This is a genomic window from Enterobacter cloacae complex sp. SYL003 (assembly GCF_049236925.1).
Lineage (GTDB): Bacteria > Pseudomonadota > Gammaproteobacteria > Enterobacterales > Enterobacteriaceae > Enterobacter > Enterobacter intestinihominis.
Genome location: NZ_JBMKJK010000027.1, coordinates 1 through 20638, shown reverse-complemented (window position 1 = coordinate 20638; position 20638 = coordinate 1). Strand labels below are relative to the sequence as shown.

Annotated in this window: 22 protein-coding genes; 4 read left to right on the top strand and 18 right to left on the bottom strand. The window is 57.2% G+C overall.

Translation table 11 applies throughout. The features are described 5' to 3' along the window. The first annotated feature begins 19 nt into the window (after positions 1 to 19). Positions 20 to 343, top strand: a complete 324-nt coding sequence (gene yjdP / locus ACOT1A_RS22525) for a DDRRRQL repeat protein YjdP (RefSeq protein ID WP_017382647.1) — start codon at positions 20 to 22, stop codon at positions 341 to 343. Between the two features lie 55 nt (positions 344 to 398). Here yjdP and phnP read toward each other — a convergent pair whose 3' ends face one another. The 16 genes from phnP to ACOT1A_RS22445 all read right to left on the bottom strand — a co-directional run bounded on the left by phnP (position 399) and on the right by ACOT1A_RS22445 (position 12340). Next, entirely contained in the window at positions 399 to 1157 is a 759-nt protein-coding gene (gene phnP / locus ACOT1A_RS22520) for a phosphonate metabolism protein PhnP (RefSeq protein WP_023305273.1), read from the bottom strand. Between the two features lie 9 nt (positions 1158 to 1166). Then, positions 1167 to 1601, bottom strand: a complete 435-nt coding sequence (gene phnO / locus ACOT1A_RS22515; protein WP_022646777.1) for an aminoalkylphosphonate N-acetyltransferase — start codon at positions 1599 to 1601, stop codon at positions 1167 to 1169. Next, positions 1594 to 2145, bottom strand: coding sequence for a ribose 1,5-bisphosphokinase (gene phnN / locus ACOT1A_RS22510; protein WP_032621424.1), 552 nt, complete (start codon positions 2143 to 2145; stop codon positions 1594 to 1596). Before phnN ends, phnO begins: the two co-directional genes overlap by 8 nt. Further along, complete coding sequence (gene phnM, locus ACOT1A_RS22505; RefSeq protein WP_038415093.1) at positions 2142 to 3278, bottom strand: alpha-D-ribose 1-methylphosphonate 5-triphosphate diphosphatase; 1137 nt, start codon at positions 3276 to 3278, stop codon at positions 2142 to 2144. The genes phnN and phnM overlap by 4 nt, the downstream gene beginning before the upstream one ends. Beyond that, positions 3275 to 3955 (bottom strand): phosphonate C-P lyase system protein PhnL, encoded by a 681-nt coding sequence (gene phnL / locus ACOT1A_RS22500; RefSeq protein ID WP_022646780.1) that lies wholly within the window; start codon positions 3953 to 3955, stop codon positions 3275 to 3277. The genes phnM and phnL overlap by 4 nt, the downstream gene beginning before the upstream one ends. A gap of 206 nt (positions 3956 to 4161) precedes the next feature. Further along, positions 4162 to 4917 (bottom strand): phosphonate C-P lyase system protein PhnK, encoded by a 756-nt coding sequence (gene phnK, locus ACOT1A_RS22495; RefSeq protein WP_006177354.1) that lies wholly within the window; start codon positions 4915 to 4917, stop codon positions 4162 to 4164. Next, positions 4914 to 5759, bottom strand: a complete 846-nt coding sequence (gene phnJ / locus ACOT1A_RS22490; RefSeq protein ID WP_023299113.1) for an alpha-D-ribose 1-methylphosphonate 5-phosphate C-P-lyase PhnJ — start codon at positions 5757 to 5759, stop codon at positions 4914 to 4916. The genes phnK and phnJ overlap by 4 nt, the downstream gene beginning before the upstream one ends. After that, positions 5752 to 6816, bottom strand: coding sequence for a carbon-phosphorus lyase complex subunit PhnI (locus ACOT1A_RS22485; RefSeq protein ID WP_022646782.1), 1065 nt, complete (start codon positions 6814 to 6816; stop codon positions 5752 to 5754). Before ACOT1A_RS22485 ends, phnJ begins: the two co-directional genes overlap by 8 nt. Beyond that, entirely contained in the window at positions 6816 to 7400 is a 585-nt protein-coding gene (gene phnH, locus ACOT1A_RS22480) for a phosphonate C-P lyase system protein PhnH (RefSeq protein WP_023305278.1), read from the bottom strand. Before phnH ends, ACOT1A_RS22485 begins: the two co-directional genes overlap by 1 nt. After that, on the bottom strand, positions 7397 to 7849 hold the full coding sequence (phnG, locus tag ACOT1A_RS22475) for a phosphonate C-P lyase system protein PhnG (protein WP_023299115.1): 453 nt from the start codon (positions 7847 to 7849) through the stop codon (positions 7397 to 7399). The genes phnH and phnG overlap by 4 nt, the downstream gene beginning before the upstream one ends. Then, positions 7850 to 8575: a phosphonate metabolism transcriptional regulator PhnF gene (gene phnF, locus ACOT1A_RS22470; protein ID WP_276170414.1), complete on the bottom strand. Its 726-nt coding sequence runs from the start codon at positions 8573 to 8575 to the stop codon at positions 7850 to 7852. It lies immediately after the preceding gene. 20 nt (positions 8576 to 8595) lie between these two features. After that, entirely contained in the window at positions 8596 to 9375 is a 780-nt protein-coding gene (gene phnE / locus ACOT1A_RS22465) for a phosphonate ABC transporter, permease protein PhnE (RefSeq protein WP_022646785.1), read from the bottom strand. Between the two features lie 115 nt (positions 9376 to 9490). After that, positions 9491 to 10507: a phosphonate ABC transporter substrate-binding protein gene (phnD, locus tag ACOT1A_RS22460; RefSeq protein ID WP_022646786.1), complete on the bottom strand. Its 1017-nt coding sequence runs from the start codon at positions 10505 to 10507 to the stop codon at positions 9491 to 9493. Between the two features lie 23 nt (positions 10508 to 10530). Further along, positions 10531 to 11319, bottom strand: coding sequence for a phosphonate ABC transporter ATP-binding protein (gene phnC, locus ACOT1A_RS22455; protein WP_003860210.1), 789 nt, complete (start codon positions 11317 to 11319; stop codon positions 10531 to 10533). A gap of 173 nt (positions 11320 to 11492) precedes the next feature. Then, a complete protein-coding gene (gene yjdN / locus ACOT1A_RS22450) occupies positions 11493 to 11924 on the bottom strand; it encodes a VOC family metalloprotein YjdN (RefSeq protein ID WP_022646788.1) in 432 nt (143 codons plus the stop codon). An 80-nt stretch (positions 11925 to 12004) separates the two neighbouring features. Further along, the gene (locus ACOT1A_RS22445; protein ID WP_022646789.1) at positions 12005 to 12340 is read right to left on the bottom strand and encodes a zinc ribbon domain-containing protein YjdM; all 336 of its coding nucleotides are present in this window, start codon (positions 12338 to 12340) and stop codon (positions 12005 to 12007) included. A 591-nt stretch (positions 12341 to 12931) separates the two neighbouring features. Here ACOT1A_RS22445 and crfC point away from each other — a divergent pair. Next, positions 12932 to 15286, top strand: a complete 2355-nt coding sequence (gene crfC / locus ACOT1A_RS22440; protein ID WP_023305280.1) for a clamp-binding protein CrfC — start codon at positions 12932 to 12934, stop codon at positions 15284 to 15286. Continuing rightward, entirely contained in the window at positions 15283 to 16161 is an 879-nt protein-coding gene (locus tag ACOT1A_RS22435; protein WP_022646791.1) for a diguanylate cyclase regulator RdcB family protein, read from the top strand. The genes crfC and ACOT1A_RS22435 overlap by 4 nt, the downstream gene beginning before the upstream one ends. Positions 16162 to 16194: 33 nt before the next feature. Here the strand turns inward: ACOT1A_RS22435 and kdgT are convergent, their stop codons facing one another. Continuing rightward, positions 16195 to 17187 (bottom strand): 2-keto-3-deoxygluconate transporter, encoded by a 993-nt coding sequence (gene kdgT / locus ACOT1A_RS22430; protein ID WP_022646792.1) that lies wholly within the window; start codon positions 17185 to 17187, stop codon positions 16195 to 16197. Between the two features lie 646 nt (positions 17188 to 17833). Here kdgT and proP point away from each other — a divergent pair. After that, positions 17834 to 19336 (top strand): glycine betaine/L-proline transporter ProP, encoded by a 1503-nt coding sequence (proP, locus tag ACOT1A_RS22425; RefSeq protein ID WP_022646793.1) that lies wholly within the window; start codon positions 17834 to 17836, stop codon positions 19334 to 19336. A 32-nt stretch (positions 19337 to 19368) separates the two neighbouring features. Here proP and ACOT1A_RS22420 read toward each other — a convergent pair whose 3' ends face one another. Further along, positions 19369 to 20322, bottom strand: a complete 954-nt coding sequence (locus tag ACOT1A_RS22420) for a nickel/cobalt transporter (RefSeq protein ID WP_105322928.1) — start codon at positions 20320 to 20322, stop codon at positions 19369 to 19371. Between the last annotated feature and the right edge of the window lie 316 nt (positions 20323 to 20638).

The window sequence follows — 20638 nt, the reverse complement described above, 5'->3', positions numbered from 1 at the left end:
CACCTGCGAGTCTGGCCTTATGAAACGTTACTCTACCGCTCTGTTATTGGGTCTGCTGACTTTAACCAGCCAACTGGCGCATGCCGATGTGATTGATGATGCTATTGGCAATATTCAGCAGGCGATCAACGACGCTTATAACCCCGGCAGCAGCCGTAATGACGATGACGACGATCGTTACGATCGCAGCCGTCAAACCGACAGCCGCCAGTACGACGATCGTCGTCGGCAGTTAGAAGACCGACGCCAGCGCTTAGACGAGCGTCAGCGGCAGCTGGATGACGACCGGCGTCGGTTAGAGGAGGATGAGCGCCGGTTAGAGGATGATTACGATCGGTGGTAAACCCCGGTATCGCAACGCGTAGGCCGGGTAAGGCGCAGCCGCCACCCGGCAAAACCTAATCCAGCACCAGTACCATCCCGTCATACCCCGCTTCAATGCCGGACGGCAGCGGGTTATCCATCATCCAGACGTCAAACTGATGGCTGATATGCGTCAGGATCACCTGCGGACAGCCAATCACCTCGTTCAGCGCAATCACCGTATTCAAATCACAGTGGTTGCGCGGCGTCTCCTGGCGCGGTTCATGGCTACAGTCAATAATCATCGCCTGCGGCTGATTATTTAGCAGAAACGTCACCGTTTTATCCGGTAGCCCGGCGGTATCAGAAAGCCACGCCACGCGGCTGTGGGCGGACTCCAGCAGATAGCCAAATGTGAGTTTTGAATGGTTGAGCGGCAGCGGCGTGACCCGCAAGCCCTGAAGTTCAAACGTTACAAACGGCTCTACCGTGTGGCTGAAATCGAGAAGGCCCGGATGTTTGAACAGGTCGTCACAGCCTGCGTCGTCCGGCGGACCGTAAACCGGAATGGTCGCCCCCACGCCCCAGCGCAGAGGAAACAGCCCCTGAACGTGATCCATATGATAGTGGGTAAGCAAAAACTGCCTGAAACTCCCTGCGGGCCAGTCGTCCATCAGGTGTGGAATACCCGCGTCCAGCAAGGTGACCGCATCGTTGAATTTCACCGCCGCGCTGCAGGGGCGACGGCGATAATTTTCCTGCAAACGCGCCCGTCGGCACGCCGCGCAGTCGCAGCCAAACACCGGCACCAGTTGCGCCCCTCCCGTTCCTGTCAGCGTGATCGTCAGACTCATAACGCACCTCTACAGCGGTTTGGTGAAGCGGAAATGGCTTTGCGTATACCCTTCACGAACATAAAAACGGTGCGCGTCCACGCGCTTCACGCTGGTGGAAAGCTCGGTCAGCTCGGCGCCTGCCTGGCGTGCGATCTCCTCTGCCCAGGCCAGCAACTGGCTGCCCACTTTCAATCCGCGCGCCTGCGGCATCACCACCAGCTCCTGGATCTCGCCGATCCAGCGGGCGTGGTGCAGGTGAAACTGCATGTGCAGGCCGATCATCCCGATGATCTTCCCGTCCAGCTCGGCCAGCTGGTAGCGCATATTGTGATCCTGCAAGTTGGCCAGATACCCGGCGTGAAACGCCTGATGATCGAACTCGGCCTGCTTAAGTTCGCAGATCAGCGCGTAAACGATCGGCGCATCGTCGGCGGTGGCGGGGCGAAGCTGGCAGTCAGGCATGCTGTTTCTCCTTCTGGCGAATAAGCGATAGAAAGGTCTCGACTGACTGTAGCAAACTTCCGTCGTTATTGAGGAGATGGCAACCCGACGGGGTGTAGCGCGCCGCCCGTTCCAGCCGCTGGTCGATCTCGCGTGCGTTTTCGCGCCCCCGCTTTTGCAGCCGGCTACGCAGAACCTCCGGGGAAACCTGCAAACAGACCGGGAGCAGCGCCGCTTCGTACCGGGCGCGAGCCTGCGGGAGATGCGCCCGTGAGCCGTTAACCAGCACGTCGAACCCCGCGTGCAGCCAGAGGTCGATCTCAATGCCGACGCCATAGTAGTAACCGTTGGCATGCCAGCTTAGCGCCAGCAGGTTTTGTCCGGCGCGGGTAAAAAACTCCTGCTCGCTCAGGGCGATATGGTTTTCGCTTCCGGCGTTGGCATCGCGCGTGATATAGCGGTGCGCCACCAGCAGCTGTGAGTGTTCCCGCTGCCGTAACGCCGACAGCAGGCTGTCCTTCCCAGAGCCGGACGGGCCCATTAACCAGATGAGTCTTCCCATCAGAACACCCTTTTTCCCTGACGCCAGACGTGGTCGATATGAATGTGCTCGCCCTTACGGTGCGCCAGCACCAGATCGGCCCGTTTCCCCTCGGCGATTTCCCCGCGATCGTGAAGATTAAGCGCCGAGGCCGGGTTTTTCGTCACCAGGCGAATCGCCTGCGGCAGCGTGAAGCTATTGCCTTCGTCGTCCGCGACGCGGAAGGCCGCGTCCAGCAGGCTGGCGGGGTAATAGTCAGATGAGAGGATATCCAGCAGGCCGAGGGAGGCGAGCTTGCTTGCCGCCACGTTTCCGGAGTGCGACCCGCCGCGCACGATGTTCGGCGCACCCATTAGCACGTTCATGCCATGCTTACGCGATGCCTCTGCCGCCTCGAACGTGGTGGGAAATTCGGCGATCACGCTCCCAAGCTGGTGGGATTCGCGAACATGGTCGTGCGTGGCATCATCATGGCTGGCCAGGGCAATATTACGGTCACGGCACATCGCGGCAATGGAGAGACGATTCGGCTGCGACCACCGCGCCGCAAGCTGGAGCTGCTCTTCTTCATAGCGCGCCATCTCGGCATCATTGAGCGCGTATTTGCCCTGATAGTATTCGCGATACTTTTCAATGTTGGCGAACTGGCGCTGCCCCGGCGAGTGATCCATCAGGGAAACCAGCGAGACCGGCTCGCGGCCCACCAGCTTTTCAAACAGCGGCAGGGTGGTGTGGTGCGGCAGCTCGCAGCGCAGGTGCAGGCGGTGCTCGGCGCGGTTGAGGCCGCGCTTTTGCGTCTCTTCCACGGCGTTGATCATCTTCTCCAGGTTCTCCAGCCGATCGCCGCCGTCGCGCACGTCGCCGATCGCCACCGCGTCCAGCACCGTGGTGATGCCGCTGGCGACCATCAGCGCGTCGTGGCTGCTCATCGCTGAATGCGCGGGCCAGTCGACCTTCGGGCGGGGCGTGAAAAATTTATCAAGATTATCGGTATGCAGCTCAATCAGCCCCGGCAGCAGCCAGCCGCCTTCGCCATCCATCGCGTCCGGTGAGCGGCTCTGGGTTTCAGCAAACGCGCGGATGACACCGTCCCGGACCTCAACCGAGCCGTTCACGACCTCATTTTCCAGTACCAGCCTGACGTTATTGATAATCATACGTTTGTCCCCATCGGGTGCAGTCTGTCCGCCACGCGATGGCGTACGGCGTCGTCGTGGAAGATCCCGACGATCGCCGCGCCGCGCGCTTTGGCCTGTTCGATCAGTTCCATCACCGCTGCGCTGTTCTTACTGTCGAGCGAGGCGGTGGGTTCATCCAGGAGTAAAATCGGGTAATCGACGATAAAGCCGCGGGCGATGTTCACGCGCTGCTGTTCGCCGCCGGAAAAGGTCGACGGGGCGAGGTGCCACAGACGCTCCGGTACGTTGAGACGCGTCAGCAGGCTGGCGGCTTTAGCGGCGCAGGTTTCGCGCGGCACGCCGAGATCCAGCAGGGGCTGCATGACCACGTCCAGGGCAGAGATCCGCGGGATCACCCGCAGGAACTGGCTGACCCAGCCGATCGTCGAGCGGCGTACTTCCAGCACCTTGCGCGCGGGAGCCTGGACCAGATCGACCCATTCATTGTTATGGCGGATATGAATATGGCCTTCGTCCGGCAGGTAGTTGGCATACAGGGAGCGCAGCAGGGTGGATTTTCCGCTGCCGGAATGGCCATGCAGCACCACGCATTCGCCATTGCTGACCTCTAACGAGGCATTTTGCAGTACCGGCAGGCGGACGCCGTTTTGCTGGTGGAGCACGAAGGTTTTACTGACATTTTCAACGTGGATCATTTTTGCCTCGCGATTCGTTTTGCCGGGTGGCGGCTTCGCCTTACCCGGCCTACGGGTGCGGTGTTCGTTTTGCCAGGTGGCGGCTTCGCCTTACCCGGCCTACGGGTGCGGTGTTCGTTTTGCCGGGTGGTGGCTTCGCCTTACCCGGCCTACAGGTGCGCTGTTCGTAGGCCGGGTAAGCGCAGCGCCACCCGGCAACAGCGCCCTCAGTTCTGCAACACCGACGACACCAGCAGCTGGGTATACGGATGATGCGGATCGTCGAGCACCCGGTCGGTTAACCCACTTTCCACCACCTGACCTTGCTTCATCACCAGCAAGCGGTCCGCCAGCAGGCGCGCAACGCCTAAATCATGGGTGACAATCACCACCGCCAGGTTCAGCTCCACCACCAGGCCGCGCAGCAGGTCGAGCAGGCGAGCCTGCACGGATACGTCCAGCCCGCCGGTCGGTTCGTCCATAAACACCAGCTTCGGATGGGTGACGAGATTGCGGGCAATCTGTAAACGCTGCTGCATGCCGCCGGAGAAGGTGGTCGGCAGGTCGTCGATGCGCGAGGCGGGGATTTCAACTTCCTCCAGCCAGTGCTGCGCCGTGGCGCGGATATTGCCGTAGTGGCGTGCGCCGGTGGCCATCAGCCGTTCACCGATGTTGCCCCCCGCTGACACCTGACGGCGCAGGCCGTCCATCGGGTGCTGATGCACCACGCCCCACTCGGTGCGCAGCAGGCGGCGGCGCTCGGCTTCGCTCATGCCGTACAGCGATGCGCCCTCATACAAAATGTCGCCATTCTGCGGCGTCAGGCGCGCGGAGATGGACTTCAGCAGGGTGGTTTTACCGGAGCCGGACTCGCCGACAATGCCCAGCACTTCGCCCGGCCACAGCTCAAACGACACGTCGCTAAAGCCTTTGCCCGGCGCATAAAGGTGAGTCAGGTTGTTAACCGAAAGCAGCGGTTTCATTGGCTGTTCGCCTCGCTCTGTTGGCGGCAGTAATCGGTGTCGGAGCAGACAAACATCCGTTTGCCCGTGTCGTCCAGCACCACTTCATCCAGATAGCTGTGTTTGGATCCGCAGATGGCGCACGGCTCGTCCCACTCCTGCACCGTAAACGGGTGATCGTCGAAATCCAGGCTCTCTACGCGGGTAAACGGCGGTACGGCGTAGATGCGTTTTTCACGTCCGGCACCAAAAAGTTGCAGGGCGGGCATCATGTCCATCTTCGGGTTATCGAATTTCGGGATCGGCGACGGGTCCATCACGTAGCGGCCGTTCACCTTCACCGGGTAGGCGTAGGTGGTGGCGATATGGCCGAAGCGGGCGATGTCCTCATACAGTTTGACCTGCATGATCCCGTACTCTTCCAGGGCGTGCATGGTGCGGGTTTCGGTTTCCCGCGGCTCGATAAAGCGCAGCGGCTCCGGGATCGGCACCTGGAAAATCAAAATCTGATCTTCCGTCAGCGGGGTTTCCGGAATGCGGTGACGGGTCTGGATCAGCGTCGCGTCTTCGGTTTTTTCAGTGGTGTTGACGCCCGTTACGCGCCTGAAGAAGTTGCGGATCGACACGGCGTTGGTGGTGTCGTCTGCCCCCTGGTCGATGACCTTCAGCACGTCCGCTTCGCCAATCACGCTGGCGGTGATTTGAATACCGCCGGTGCCCCAGCCGTAGGGCATCGGCATTTCGCGGCCGCCGAACGGCACCTGGTAGCCGGGGATCGCCACAGCCTTAAGGATGGCGCGGCGGATCATGCGTTTAGTTTGCTCGTCCAGATAGGCAAAGTTGTAGCCGCTTAAGTTAGCCATTGGCGCGCTCCCGTTGCAGGCGTTTCAGCAGTTCCAGTTCGGCCTGGAAATCGACGTAGTGCGGCAGCTTGAGGTGCGAGACAAAGCCCGCGGCCTCAACGTTATCCGCGTGGGCCAGCACGAACTCTTCGTCCTGTGCCGGGCCTGCAATATGCTCGCCGTAGTCCGGCGCCTGGAGCGCACGGTCAACCAGCGCCATCGCCATCGCCTTGCGCTCGCTCAGGCCATACACCAGCCCGTAGCCGCGGGTAAAGTGTGGATCTTCATTTTCTGGCGCGACAAAACCGTTGACCATTTCGCACTCGGTCATCAGCAGTTCGCCGATGTTCACCGCAAACCCCAGCTCTTCTGGCACAATTTCGACATCGAGATAGCCGCTGCGGATCTCTGCCGCGAACGGGTGGTTGCGCCCGTAGCCGCGCTGCGTGGAGTAGGCCAGCGCCAGCAGATACCCTTCGTCGCCGCGCATCAGCTGTTGCAGACGGGACGAGCGCGAACAGGGATAGACCGGCGGCGTGCGGGTGATGTCATCCGGTGTGCTGCCGGTGTCTTCTTCCGCCTTCGCCAGCCCCTGGTTTGCCAGCAGGCTAAAGACGTGCGGGGAGGCGTCTTGTTCAGCATCAGAGGCGCTGAGCTGCGGTGTTTCACCGTTTGCCAGCAGAGCGAAGTCCATCAGACGATGGGTGTAGTCGTAGGTGGGGCCAAGCAGCTGGCCGCCAGGAATATCTTTATACACCGCAGAAATACGGCGCTCTAAACGCATTTCCGCCGTATTTACCGGCTCGCTCACCGCCAGCTTCGCCAGCGTAGTGCGGTAAGCGCGCAGCAGGAAGATGGCTTCCACGTTATCGCCGCTGGCCTGTTTCAGCGCCAGCGCCGCCAGCTCACGGTCCGCGATGCCGCCTTCGGTCATCACGCGGTCGACGGCCAAATTTAACTGCTGTTCAATCTGGGCGACGCTCAGCTCGGGAAGAGCGTCATCCCCCCGGCGTCTGTGCGCCTGCAAGGCATGGGCGGCGGCGATCGCCTTCTCGCCCCCTTTGACGGCAACGTACATCAGCACACCTCCACGTGGGTAGTTCGCGGGATCGCCAGCAGGCGCTCGCCGCAGGTCAGGAGCAGGTCAATGCCGAGCGGGAACGGATGCGGACGCTCGGTCAGCTCATGGATGATGCACTCCGGCAGCTGGGGGGCGACCATCCGCTCGTCGGCGATGCCTGCACCCGTCAGGCGAAGCATGCGACCACCGCTCAGGCTGGAGACTTGCAGGATCAGCGTGGCGCTGGTTTCCGGTGCGACGGCGCTGCCTTCGCTCAGGGCGTTAAGCTGCTCGTGGCTGATTTGCTCGTCTGCCACGGCGAAGACCGCCTGCTGGGGCTGCTCGACCAGCGGCGCGTTGGTATGAAAGCGCAGGTTCTGGCTGGCGATATCGTTCAGCAATGCCCCTGACAGCCATACCGGCGTGTCGTTGTCCGCCAGCGTCAGCAGCACGCTGGTAGAGGCGAGATTCAGCGGCAGCCAGCCCTGCGAAAGCTGGTGCAGCGAGACGATCACGCCGGGCTCGCTCATGGCTTTCAGCAGGCGACGGAAACTCTGTTGGGCATCCTGGACGGCCAGGGTAAAGGCAGGTTGAAGCGTCATGCGTTGTCTCCGCGAACGAGCGTAAAGAAGTCGACCCGGCTGGTATTCACTTCGGCCTGACGCGCGGCAAGGCGTGCGGCGCGGTCAGCTTCCAGCGGGGCAATAAGGGTTTCCATTAAGGTCTGAAAATGCGGCTGTTCCTGTAAAAGCGCGTCGATCACGGCGCAGCGCTCGGCGTGTGTTTTGTCGCGCCCAAGTACGTAGCCGTAGCCCAGCGTGCCGCTGCTCAGGCGGATCACCGCGCGGGTGAGGGTGGCATCGCCGGCGAAGAAGCGCTCGCCGGTGCCGCCCATGCGTGCCTGGATCTGCACCAGGCCGATCTCTGGCGCGCGGATCGTGTCGTAGTCCGGCGTCAGGCCGAGCGCGTTCATGCGGGCAGCCAGCGCAGCAGGCTGGCTGTGGGCCAGCACGCGCATCCAGCGCTGACGAGTGGAGGTGTCGAAGTGCATTCAGTGCTCCATGGTAAATTCAATCATGTCGGCGCGGGTCAGGCTGACGGAGTATTCCGTTGCGTTGACGTCGCCGTCACGGTGGTTGAGGGTGCGCACGCAGAGCAGCGGGGCCATGTTGGGGATCTCCAGCACCTTGCTCTCTTTAGCCTGCGCGCGGCGGGCGCTGATGCGCGTCTGGGTGCGTTTGAGCGCGATACCCGTCGCCTCCTGAAGAAAATCATGCAGGGAACCGCTGGCGAAATGTTGCAGCACGGGCCAGAGGGAGAGGTCCGCGAAGTAGTGGTCGATCTGACAGACCGCCACGCCGTTCACCCGGCGCAACGTGCGCAGGTGAACGACGTTGTCGCCCTCCTGAATCCCCAGCGCGTCCGCTACGTGGCGGGAGGCCGGGCGCAGGACAGACAGCAGCTTTTCGCTGGTGGGGTGGCTGCCCTGATCGAGCAGGTTCTGGCTAAAACGCGCCTGGGCATTGAGCGGGTAGTCAAACGGACGCATCAGCACCAGCACGCCGACGCCCTGACGACGCTGGACCCAGCCGCGTTCCACCAGCTGATCGATGGCGCGACGCAGGGTGTGGCGATTCACTTCGTAGCGGTCGGCAAGCTGCTGCTCGGCGGGCAGGTAGTCGCCGCACCGATAGTGCGTGCGCAGCTCCACTTCGAGCTTTGCCGCAATCTCTTGCCAGCGGCTAGGGTAACTGGTCGGATGTCTGGATAAGTGCATACCAATCAAAGCCTCGCTTCTCAGATGAAGTGCTTACGCAAGCGTTGAGAGAGGAAATCCAGCAGGCTGACGGTGACGATGATAAGCACCATCAATGCGCAGGTTTGCTGGAACTGGAAACCGCGAATCGCTTCCCACAGGGTGACGCCAATACCGCCTGCGCCCACCATGCCGACCACGGTGGCGGAGCGAACGTTGGACTCGAAGCGGTATAGCGAATAGGAGATGAGCAGCGGCATGACCTGCGGCAGGACGCCGTAGAGGATCTCTTCGATTTTGTTCGCGCCGGTTGCGCGGATGCCTTCCACCGGGCCGGGCTCGATGGCTTCAACCGCTTCGGAGAGCAGCTTGGAGAGTACGCCGGTGGTGTGGATGAACAGCGCCATCACGCCAGCGAACGGACCCAGGCCGACGGCGACCACGAACAGCATCGCAAAGACCATTTCGTTGATGGCGCGGCAGGCATCCATCAGGCGACGCATCGGCTGGTAGATCCACCACGGCACGATGTTTTCGGCGCTCATCAGGCCAAACGGAATGGAGAGGATCACGGCGAGGGCGGTGCCCCAGACGGCGATTTGCAGGGTGGTGGCCATTTCACTGAGGTAGTCCTGCCACTGGCTGAAGTCCGGCGGGAAGAAGTCGGCGGCGAAGGTCGCCATGTTGCCCGAGTCCCTGAAGAGCAGCAGCGGATCCATCTCCGCGCCCTTCCAGGAGATAACGAGCACCGCCAGCAGAACGGCCCAGCTTATGAGCGAGAACCAGCTGCGCTTTGGCGGCGGGAGGGTGATGGTTTGCATGTTGGCTCCTTAATCTGTTCTCCCTCTCCCTGTGGGAGAGGGCCGCGGTGAGGGCATCAGCGTGCGCCTTTCCCCCTCACCCTAACCCTCTCCCTCAAGGGAGAGGGGACTTGAGTTACTGCACCGCTTTATTCACGCTGGTCATCGCCCCGAGCGCGGCGGTCAGGCGGTCGAGATCGTCCAGCTGCGCCTGTATTTCCGACACTTTGCTGGTCTTCTCTTCTTCCTTCAGACCTTTGTTGTCCTTCACGCCCTGCATCTGTTTAAACAGCGCCAGCTGGCGAATCGGCACCAGCTGCAAATCGCTGGACGCGCGGAACGGTGCCCAGCCCAGGTGCGCCAGCACTGCTTTCTCTTCCGGCGTTTTGCCGTAGTTCATAAAGAAGTCGTAGACCTTGTCTTTGGTGCTTTCGGAGAGGTTTTTACGCCACACAATCGGGTCGCCCGGGATCAATGGCGATTTCCAGATCACCTTCAGCGCTTTCAGCTTGTCCGGCGCGGAGGTCTTCAGCTTGTCGAGGTTTTCAGTGTTGTTGGTGGCAACGTCTACCTGCTTGTTTGCTACGGCCAGGGCGTTGGTTTCGTGGCTGGCGTTGACCGTGCGCTTGAAGTCGCTGGCGGAGATGTTGTTTTTCGCGAAGACGTAGTAACCCGGGACGAGGAAGCCGGACGTAGAATTCGGGTCGCCGTTACCAAAGGTCAGCTCTTTGCGTTTGGCGAGCATATCGTTGAGGTTGTTGATCGGGCTGTCTTTGTTAACGATCAGCACGCTCCAGTAGCCCGGGGAGCCGTCTGCTGCAACGGTCTGGGCAAAGACCTGGCCGTTGGCGCGATCTACCGCTTCCATGGCAGAGAGGTTGCCGTACCACGCGATGTCGACTTTGTTGAAGCGCATTCCCTGGATAATGCCCGCGTAGTCCGGGGCGAAGAAGGCGTTCACTTTGATCCCCAGTTTGGTTTCCATATCTTTCAGGAACGGTTCCCACTGCGGCTTCAGGTTTTGCTGTGATTCCGTTGAAATGATGCCAAAGTTCAACGCTTTTTCCTGTTCCTCTGCCCAGGCCGGGCTTAACAGGGTGCTGATGCTGAACATGCTGGTGAAGGCCAGCGCGGCAACGGCTTTGTAGTTCATTTCCATTCCTCGTTATCGGGGCGTTAAGCAGCCTGCGCGCGTTCTTCGACGCGGTTTACGCTGCGGTAGAGATGATCAAAACGTTCGTTATCAAACTGATGGCTGGCGCCATCGAAGAACACGTGGCCCTGACGCAGGGCGACGATGCGCTCGCAGTAGCGCAGGGCGTAATCCACCTGATGCAGCGTCACCACCACGGTGATGCCGTCGTTCTGGTTGATGTCGCGCAGGGTTTCCATCACGATGCGGGCCGATTCCGGATCCAGCGAGGCGATAGGCTCATCGGCCAGAATGATTTTGGCTTTCTGCATCAGGGCGCGGGCGATGGCGACGCGCTGCTGCTGTCCGCCGGAGAGCGTTGAGACGCGCTGGTGGGCAAAATGCGCCATGCCGACGCGGGTCAGCGCCTGTAAGGCTTCTTGTTTCTGGGAAGGGGAGAACCAGCGCAGGCAGGTGCGCCAGAACGGGGTGCTGCCGAGCGCGCCAATCAGCACGTTCTCGAGCACCGTCAGGCGGTTCACCAGGTTGAACTGCTGAAAGATATAGCCCGTCTGCGCGCGGCTTTTGCGAATATCGCTCGCCAGACGCCCCGCATGTTGCACGGTGTTACCCAGCAGCTCGACGCGACTTTCCGGCGTTTTGTCACAGGTAATGAGGCCGCTTAAGTGACGAAGAAGGGTGGATTTTCCTGAACCGGATGGCCCCAGCAGCGCCACCATTTCGCCCTGCTGGACGGTCAGATCAACGGCATGCAGCGCCTTGTTGTGATGGAAGGTTTTGCTCAGTTTCTCGACGCGAATGACAGTTTGCATGTGCTGGGCCTCACGATAAATGTGGCCTCATGCTGGCGCATCAATATGACATTCAGGTTAAGTGTTGGTTGCGGGAGTTTGAAGAGTTGAGGGGGATTTGATGACAATCACCGTAGGCCCGGTCAGCGCAGCGCCACCGGACGCTGTTGCCGGATGCGCTGCGCTTATCCAGCCTACGATTTAACGACGTTAATCATCCACGGCACGCCGTATTTGTCGGTTACAGTGCCGAATCCGTGCGCCCAGAAGGTCTCCTGCCAGGCCATTTCAATATTGCCGCCATCGGCGAGGTTGTCGAACCAGCGCTTGCCTTCCGACACATCCTGGGTGTCGAGCACCAGTGTGAAACCCGCGTATTGCGCGCTGCTGCCAGGCGGTATCCCGTCGCTCATCATAATGTCGCTGCCCGCGATGCGGACGTTAGAGTGGGCGATGGCGGTATCCGGGAAGTTCATGCCGGACGGACAGCCTTCTTCGCTGTTTTCGTCTTTAGGCATTTCGCCGAAGGTGATTTTGTAGAGGAGTTCTGCGCCGACGGCCTGCTGATAGAAGGCGGTGGCCTCCGCACAGTTGCCGGCGAAAGAGATGTAGGGACTTAACGGCATAATCTTTACCTCACGTAAGAAAAGCCCGTTAAGTGTAGTTCCCGAACGCCCGGTAAGCGAAGCGTCACCGGGCGGGTCAATCAGTTCTTTTTCACGAACTCAGATTTCAGTTTCATCGGACCGAAGCCGTCAATTTTGCAATCGATATTATGATCGCCTTCAACAAGACGGATGTTTTTCACTTTGGTACCAATCTTCAGCATGGAAGAACTGCCTTTTACCTTCAGATCTTTCACAACGGTAACGCTGTCGCCGTCTGACAGCAGGTTGCCGTTCGCGTCTTTCACAATCAGCGTATCGCTGTCCTGCGCAGGCTCCGCATCGTTCCATTCATGGGCGCATTCCGGGCAAACGAACATGCCATTGTCTTCATAGGTGTATTCAGAATTGCATTTCGGGCAGTGTGGAAGTTGCATGTTGGTATCCTCAAAAGTGTTAACACGCTGGAAAACGCCAGCTAAATGACGGCAGTGTGCCGAAAAAGGCAGCGAGTATAACGCAAATCCCCACTTTTGTCGGTGATATTGTTTTAGAAAAATAGCGCAAAAATGCGTAAAAGATGACACGAACTGTCAGTGAATTAAGGGAAGCTTATGCCCTGCACGGCAGTGATCGTTATGATGATAAATATATCGAATATTTTATTACAGCAAATTGCTACGCTGTGCCATTTCGGATAAGGTGAAGGAACAAGCCGTTATTTATCTATCCTTTCTGATGCTATACATCTTTTGGTGTCAGGGAATACCTCTCTTTTTTGGTGGGTAAATAACGATGATATCTCCTGATGTTTCCTGAAAATGCGTTTTGTCTATTTACTTTTGGTCTTCTGACCAGAGGGATGTTTTACACGTATTAGAAGGGTGAGATTTAAATTCTCATTATCTTCAGTTACTTGTATTAAATGAACATGTTTTCCATACATGATCATATAAGCCTGAACAGTATAATTAAAAAAACGTGGCTTAATAAAAGTAATAAATTTGCGTTAAGGGAAGGCTTTTATCATGCACACACAGACCATATTTGAATTAAGCCAGGAAGCCGAACGTTTGTTACAGCTGGCTCTGAACAATCTTGATTCATTAAAATCAATGCCGATTGCAAAGCTGGATAGCACAGCCGCTGCCATGAGCGGCGTTAATAACAACGTTTTGCCATTACATTTTAGCGCGCGGGGTGTCGACGCTCAGCAGGCGTTGCTGAATAACGAATTACGCAAAATAACCCGCCTCGAAATGGTGCTGGCGATTGTGGGTACCATGAAAGCGGGAAAATCGACCACCATTAATGCGATTGTGGGCACGGAAGTGCTGCCGAACCGCAATCGTCCGATGACGGCGCTGCCCACGCTGATCCGCCATACGCCGGGCCAGAAGGAGCCGGTGCTGCATTTTTTGCACGTTGCGCCCATTGATACCCTGATTTCCCAGTTGCAGACGAAATTGTGCGATAAAGATCGCGGCAAGCTGGCGCGGCGTCTGGAAATCGACAAGGACATGAATACGCTGCTGGAGCGCATCGAAAGAGGTGAGGCGTTCGGAAAACATCACCTGGGCGCGGAGCCCATCTTTCATTGTCTTAAAAGCCTGAACGATCTGGTGCGGCTTTCTCAGGCGCTGGGCGTGGAGTTTCCTTTTTCTGAGTACGCCGCGATTGAACATATTCCGGTGATTGAGGTGGAATTTGTGCACCTCGCCGGTCTGGATGCGCACCTGGGGCAACTGACGCTGCTCGACACGCCGGGGCCGAACGAGGCCGGACAGCCGCACCTGCAAAAAATGCTCAGCGAGCAGCTGGCGCGCGCCTCCGCCGTGCTGGCGGTGATGGACTATACCCAGCTTAAATCTATTTCCGACGCCGAGGTTCGTCAGGCAATTTCGGCGGCGGGGAAATCCGTGCCGCTTTACGCCCTGGTCAATAAATTCGATCAGAAAGATCGTAACAGCGACGATGAAGAGCAGGTACGGGCGATGATTTCCGGCACGCTGATGAAAGGGAATATTTCTCCGGGACAAATTTATCCGGTCTCTTCCATGTGGGCCTACCTGGCAAACCGCGCCCGCTATGAGATGAACACCCATGGGCGGCTTCCCGATCATCAGGATCAGCGTTGGGTACAGGATTTTGCCGAGGCCGCGCTGGGCCGCCGCTGGCGTACGGCCGATCTCGACGATAGTGACCATATTCGCCATGCGGCGGATCTGCTGTGGGAGGATTCGCTGTTCGAACAGCCCATCCGCAAGCTGATTTACGCGGCTTACGCCAACGCCTCGCTGTTCGCCCTGCGGTCGGCATCGCATAAGCTGCTGAACTATGCGCAAAATGCCAGAGAATACCTGGATTTTCGCCATCAGGGACTGACGGTCGCCTTTGATGAGCTGGAGCGGAATATTAAGCGCCTGGAAGAGGACATGGCGATGCTGCGTCAGCGGCAGAGCGTAGTGAGCGATGAGGTCCAGCATGAAGTTGAAGAGGCGCTCAACGCAGCGGATACATTTCTGCTTAGTCAGAAAGGTGAACTTCACCAGGCGCTGGACGACATGTTTAGCCGCCCGTTAATTCTTGATTTAGCCGGGCGCGAGCCATCCAGCATGCGTACAGACGACACGGATGAGCACCAGCAGCTGGTGCTTGACGATGAAGGGCAGGCACAGATTGTCCTGAGCAAGATCCGATCGTCATGCGAGCAGATTTTGCTGAATGCGCAGAGCAGAATTAGCCGGGAGCTGGCGTTACGCTTCGATCAGCTGGAGTCTACGCTCGCCCGATCGTTGAATGAGGCGATGCGCCCCATCGAGATGCAAATTAAGGAACAGCTCAGTCATGCCGGCTTTCGGGCGCGGATTAGCTTTCCGGCGTTTCAGGCAAACCAGCTTAACTTCAATACGCGCGGCTTATTTAATGATGCCATTGTGCAGGACACCCCTCCCGCCAGTCAGCCCGCAGGGGCGGGCAGCGTACGTAATACCGTCTCGCGCTGGCTCAATCATCCCGGCTGGGGCTGGGAAGCGTATGTGGAGACGCGCACCCGATATGTCATCGATATCGCTCAGCTTCATGGCAAATTTACGCAGCATACCGATCAGTTTTGCGATCAAATTCGTAAAGCTTTGGCCGCGCAGGTCGATGTCTCTGTTACGGCAGGTATGGCAACGTTCTTTGCAGAGTTTTCGTTGTGCCTGACCGGGTTACAGGAAAGCTTGCGTGATAGCCTTGCCGTGCGGCAGCAGAATGAGCATTCAACCCGGGCGCTTAGCCAGTTGTTGAAGCAAAGTATGACCACAGCGGCGTGGATTCAGGAAGATACCCGACTGTTACGCGATGATATTCAAACCTTATTCGCGGCAGAGCAACCATGACAACACAGCTACTGGACGGTCCCGGGCGGACGCTGGAGTGTATTCATCCAAAATTTATGGTCGATTTGGTCCAGGGGGCGGATGCTGCTCGTCACACCCTCCTGGGGCCACAGCAACTGCAATTTCGTGAGCGTTTGACGCAGGAGATCGTTACGCAGACCCGGTTGCGGCCATGGGCAATGGCGGGAATGCTCAACGAAAATGCAGCACTGCGGCTGGGTCTGGCGGAGAAACTGGCCGGTATGCTCGACCCCGGACACCTGGCGCTGACCCGCATGTCCGACAAGCTGGTAGCCCTGCGCCAGCAGGTTAATCCACGCCTCCCTCAACCTTCCGGATTGTTGCAACAGTACGAGGCGCTCTCCGCACATTTCAACCAGCGTGCCGCTTATAAAGAGAAAGCGCTCGCGCAGCGCGGCCTTACGGTTCAGGCGGGTGAGCACAGCGAGCAAATTTTTACCCGCTGGCGAGCCGGGCAGTATGACGGCTGGTCGCTGGCTGGCCGCTGCTTTATCGTGCTGGAAGAGTTGCGCTGGGGCGCGTTTGGCGATGCCTGTCGTCTGGCGAATAGTGATGTGGCGGCCATGCTGAAAGATAACCTGCGCAGCATGGCCGCAAACTATCTGGCACAGGGGATTAATGCTTCTCCCACCACCCGGCATTTTTACCATCAGTGGCTGACGACGCCCGCTTCTCCTGGTCTGATGGATTATAAAGATATGCTTGGCTGGCTGGGGGACTGGTGTCAGGCGGATAAACATCCGGTGAGCTGGTCAGTGACGCAGAGCTGGCAAACGGTCGCGCTGGGTATGCCGAGACTCTGTTCGGCAAAACGGCTGGTGGATGGCATGGTGGAAGAGATATTTAGTGCGTGATTGCCCCCTCTTTTTAAGGAGGGGGCGAACGACTTAGTGGTGCATTTCTACCGCTTTCGGCTCTGCCTGGGTCTCCGGAACCTGTCCAAAACGTCTGGCGTATAGCGCCGTGATGATCGGGACCAGAATCGCCGTCACAATCACGCTGGCGGCAACCAGGGCCGTGGCGGAAGCCGCCACCGGTTCAAAGGCCGGGTTAATCTGGGCGATAATCACCGGGTTAGCTACCGCAGCGCCTGCGGCCGACGAGGCGGCCACACCTGCGGTTCCGTTACCGCCCCCGATGACGCGGTCTGCAATAATTAGCGGAATACCCGTGATGACGATGACGGCAACACCCAGCACAATACCCAGCAGGCCGGTTTCCAGAATCACGTTCAGATTGATGGTATTGCCCAACGCGAAGCCGAAGAACGGGATCAGTACCGGGGTGGCTTTGCTGAAGAAATCGCGCAGATCGTGATCGAGGTTGCCTAGCGCAAAACCAATCAGGAACGGCAGGATCGCCCCGACAAAATGGTGGGGTTCAAAGGAGGCAAGGCCGGCAGAACCCAGAATCAGCATGGTCATCAGCGGACCCGACTCCAGGGACATCAGCACGAACGCGCCTGATTCTTCTTTGGTGCCATATTGATTCATCAGGCTGGCATAGAGACCGCCGTTGGTCATATCCATTGCTGAAACAATGGCCAGAACGGATAATCCGGCGAAGAATCCGGTCTGTATGCCATTCTCCGGAATGAACATCGCGCAGATCATGGCAACGACCCAGGCGACCGCAATTTTAGTAATGACCAGCGTCCCTGATTTACGTAATACCGTACCAGTTGCACGTAAATTAATAGATGCGCCGATGCAAAAGAACCAGACTGCCAGAATCGGTACCGTTCCGGTGATCATACCTTTTGTAAAACCGCCAAAATAAGCACCGGTATTCGGGGCCAGCGTATTTAATATCGCGCCAAGTACCAGCGGGACCAGCATCATCCCGCCCGGGATGCGTTCTATTGTTGCTTTAATCTTCATCATTAACCCTCACATCTCGCCCGCGTGGCTGGCGGAAATCTCAAAAAATAGATCAACAAATTCAAATGATTGCCTTTTTTGAAGACCAATCGATTCGTTACTTATGCTGTAAAGCGAAATTCAGGTGCTTAGCATTCCTTCATTTGAAAGCCGCTGGGATATTGTGTTCGGGTTTATCATGCGATCTTTGGAATTGCGATTCAATGAAAATAAAACACTGTTTTAGTTATCTGCGTCACATATTGAATGTAAACAGGAATGCCCGCTGTTAATAATTAAATTTTGTGTAAATTCGATGTGAAGAAATGTGATTGTTTTTTGTTTTAAGAGGAATAATAACGGGTGTTAAGATGTGCTTGATAAAGGGGGTGAGAATGACCTTATTTATCGTGAATTGACAAAACCTGAAGCCAACTTACGAACCGGAAAAATATATGTGAAGTTGATCACATATATAAACGCTGGTAGGGTAAAAAGGTCTTTAACTGCCCAGACAGGCGTCAACAGGTTCGGTTGTATTGAGGTAAAACGTCAATGTAAGTAAACCTGCTACGCTTGAATAAGGAGATTCGCATGGAGCGGATCTCTGGTTCACAGCTTGCAAATGCGCTGTGAAACGGACGGGGCTGAGTCTACGAGGAAAGCTATGCTTAGAAGGAAAAAAGTAAAACCCATCACGCTGCGCGATGTCACCATTATTGATGACGCGAAACTGCGCAAAGCGATTACGGCGGCCTCGCTCGGTAATGCGATGGAGTGGTTCGATTTTGGTGTCTACGGCTTTGTTGCCTATGCGCTTGGTAAAGTGTTCTTCCCCGGTGCCGATCCCAGCTTGCAGATGATTGCCGCGCTGGGTACGTTCTCTGTTCCCTTCCTTATTCGCCCTCTCGGTGGCCTGTTCTTCGGCATGCTGGGTGATAAATATGGTCGCCAGAAGATCCTGGCTATTACTATTGTCATCATGTCGATAAGTACATTCTGTATCGGCCTTATTCCGTCCTATGCGACCATTGGTATATGGGCACCGATCCTGCTGTTGATCTGTAAGATGGCGCAGGGCTTCTCCGTTGGCGGCGAATATACCGGTGCATCGATTTTTGTCGCTGAGTATTCTCCGGATCGAAAACGCGGCTTTATGGGCAGCTGGCTCGACTTTGGTTCGATTGCCGGGTTTGTCATGGGCGCGGGAGTTGTGGTTCTGATTTCAACCGTAGTGGGTGAAGAGAACTTCCTCGACTGGGGCTGGCGTATTCCGTTCTTCCTGGCGCTGCCGCTTGGCATCATCGGTCTTTACCTGCGTCACGCCCTGGAAGAGACGCCTGCGTTCCAGCAGCACGTTGAAAAGCTGGAACAGGGCGACCGTGAAGGGTTGCAGGATGGCCCGAAAGTGTCGTTCAAGGAGATTGCGACCAAACACTGGCGCAGCCTGCTGACCTGTATCGGTCTGGTGATTTCCACCAACGTGACCTATTACATGCTGCTGACATACATGCCGAGCTATCTGTCGCATAACCTGCACTACTCGGAAGACCACGGTGTGCTGATTATTATCGCCATCATGGTAGGCATGCTGTTCGTGCAGCCGATTATGGGCCTGCTGAGCGACCGCTTTGGCCGTAAGCCATTCATTATTCTCGGTAGCGTCGCACTGTTCGCGCTGGCAATCCCGGCCTTTATTCTGATTAACAGCAATGTGCTGGGGCTGATTTTCGCCGGTCTGCTGATGCTGGCGGTGATCCTCAACTGCTTTATCGGGGTGATGGCTTCTACGCTACCGGCAATGTTCCCGACGCATATTCGCTACAGTGCGCTGGCGGCAGCCTTTAATATCTCCGTTCTGATTGCGGGCCTGACGCCGACGCTTGCTGCTTCACTGGTGGAGAGCACGCAGAACCTGATGATGCCTGCTTACTATCTGATGGTTATTGCGGTGATTGGCCTGATTACCGGTATTACTATGAAGGAGACGGCGAACCGTCCACTGAAAGGGGCAACGCCTGCGGCGTCCGATATTCAGGAAGCGAAGGAGATCCTGCGCGAGCACTACGATAACGTAGAGCAGAAGATTGAAGATATTGACGCAGAGATTGAAGAGCTTCAGAAAAAACGTTCTCGCCTGGTTGACCAGCATCCGCGAATTAACGAGTGATAAAAAACCCGCCGCTGGCGGGTTTTCTTTTATTAGCATCCTGCGGCGATATAGTCGCCGCTGGCGCTGACGGGGATCACCGTCAGGAAGAGGATAGTTGCGAACAGTATCAGAACAACTCCTCCGGCTATTTTGACCATCGGCATTACCCAGTTCAGGGAAGTGCCGCCACTAAACCAGGCTACTGTGCGTTCACGCGCGTAACGTACTGCCAGCGACAGCCCCATAATCGACAGCGCCGTGCCCAGCGACATTGTCATCACAGCAGTAATTCCCCAGCTAATAATGCCGAGCGCATTCGAGAACATCAGGATCATAATTGCTCCGCTGCACGGGCGTGCGCCAATGGCCAGCACCACGCCCAGACGGGTTTTCCAGTCGCTTTTAGCCAGATCCACCCCTACGCCGTGATGGCCGCAGCCACAGTGTTCATTATGCTGATGATGCGGCTTGATGGCGCTAATCGCCATTTTGCGCGGACGCAGGCTGCTGAGCGCCTGATAAATGATAAACGCACCGAAGGCGGCAATCAGTAAGGCGCTGATTTTCTCGACGTACCAACGGCTGGTACTGATATCCCCTGACGCGAGGTTCAATCCAACCGCCAGGATAAACACAAAGAGGATCGCGCTGACGCCCTGCATCAGGCTACCGATAAACGGTACGACGCGCGCCGCGAGCTGGCTCTCTTTATTGGTGCTGAGATACGTGGCGACGATAAATTTGCCGTGTCCTGGTCCAACGGCATGGAGTACACCATAAAGAAACGCACCGGTTAACAACCACAGCCCACCGCTGTACTGATGATTATTAAGTTGCAGCAAATACATCACCAGATAACGGTGCAGGGTGATCTGAGCGGCGAGGCACCACTGAATAAAAGCATTCCAGTGCGTATGCAGTGCGAAACCTGCCATAAGTAACACCAGCACGGCGAGCCCGGCGGTTGGGATACGCCAGTCACGTTGAAGTCGTTGTGTCGTCATCAGGTTGGTCTGCGAGAGGAATATTTGCCGCTAGTATAGTGTTCAATTAGCGGGATCGCACCGGGATCGTCAATGGATTGTGGATAACTCTGTGCGTAAAAGGGTATAAGGCGGGGTTTTGCTGGGGAATACAGCAGTCAGTCATTTTTTTGCAACTTTTCTGTTGCGGTCGCTCGGGAACTCCCTATAATGCGCCTCCATCGACACGGCAGATGTGAATCACTTCACAGACAACCCGGTCGGTTGAAGAGAAAAAATCCTGAAATAACGGGTTGACTCTGAAAGAGGAAAGCGTAATATACGCCACCTCGCGACA

Coding starts and splice junctions, on each gene's coding strand:
- yjdP (WP_017382647.1), top strand. CDS start 20: ATGAAACGTTACTCTACCGCTCTGTTATTGGGTCTGCTGACTTTAACC.
- phnP (WP_023305273.1), bottom strand. CDS start 1,157: ATGAGTCTGACGATCACGCTGACAGGAACGGGAGGGGCGCAACTGGTG.
- phnO (WP_022646777.1), bottom strand. CDS start 1,601: ATGCCTGACTGCCAGCTTCGCCCCGCCACCGCCGACGATGCGCCGATC.
- phnM (WP_038415093.1), bottom strand. CDS start 3,278: ATGATTATCAATAACGTCAGGCTGGTACTGGAAAATGAGGTCGTGAAC.
- phnL (WP_022646780.1), bottom strand. CDS start 3,955: ATGATCCACGTTGAAAATGTCAGTAAAACCTTCGTGCTCCACCAGCAA.
- phnK (WP_006177354.1), bottom strand. CDS start 4,917: ATGAAACCGCTGCTTTCGGTTAACAACCTGACTCACCTTTATGCGCCG.
- phnJ (WP_023299113.1), bottom strand. CDS start 5,759: ATGGCTAACTTAAGCGGCTACAACTTTGCCTATCTGGACGAGCAAACT.
- ACOT1A_RS22485 (WP_022646782.1), bottom strand. CDS start 6,816: ATGTACGTTGCCGTCAAAGGGGGCGAGAAGGCGATCGCCGCCGCCCAT.
- phnH (WP_023305278.1), bottom strand. CDS start 7,400: ATGACGCTTCAACCTGCCTTTACCCTGGCCGTCCAGGATGCCCAACAG.
- phnG (WP_023299115.1), bottom strand. CDS start 7,849: ATGCACTTCGACACCTCCACTCGTCAGCGCTGGATGCGCGTGCTGGCC.
- phnF (WP_276170414.1), bottom strand. CDS start 8,575: ATGCACTTATCCAGACATCCGACCAGTTACCCTAGCCGCTGGCAAGAG.
- phnE (WP_022646785.1), bottom strand. CDS start 9,375: ATGCAAACCATCACCCTCCCGCCGCCAAAGCGCAGCTGGTTCTCGCTC.
- phnD (WP_022646786.1), bottom strand. CDS start 10,507: ATGAACTACAAAGCCGTTGCCGCGCTGGCCTTCACCAGCATGTTCAGC.
- phnC (WP_003860210.1), bottom strand. CDS start 11,319: ATGCAAACTGTCATTCGCGTCGAGAAACTGAGCAAAACCTTCCATCAC.
- yjdN (WP_022646788.1), bottom strand. CDS start 11,924: ATGCCGTTAAGTCCCTACATCTCTTTCGCCGGCAACTGTGCGGAGGCC.
- ACOT1A_RS22445 (WP_022646789.1), bottom strand. CDS start 12,340: ATGCAACTTCCACACTGCCCGAAATGCAATTCTGAATACACCTATGAA.
- crfC (WP_023305280.1), top strand. CDS start 12,932: ATGCACACACAGACCATATTTGAATTAAGCCAGGAAGCCGAACGTTTG.
- ACOT1A_RS22435 (WP_022646791.1), top strand. CDS start 15,283: ATGACAACACAGCTACTGGACGGTCCCGGGCGGACGCTGGAGTGTATT.
- kdgT (WP_022646792.1), bottom strand. CDS start 17,187: ATGAAGATTAAAGCAACAATAGAACGCATCCCGGGCGGGATGATGCTG.
- proP (WP_022646793.1), top strand. CDS start 17,834: ATGCTTAGAAGGAAAAAAGTAAAACCCATCACGCTGCGCGATGTCACC.
- ACOT1A_RS22420 (WP_105322928.1), bottom strand. CDS start 20,322: ATGACGACACAACGACTTCAACGTGACTGGCGTATCCCAACCGCCGGG.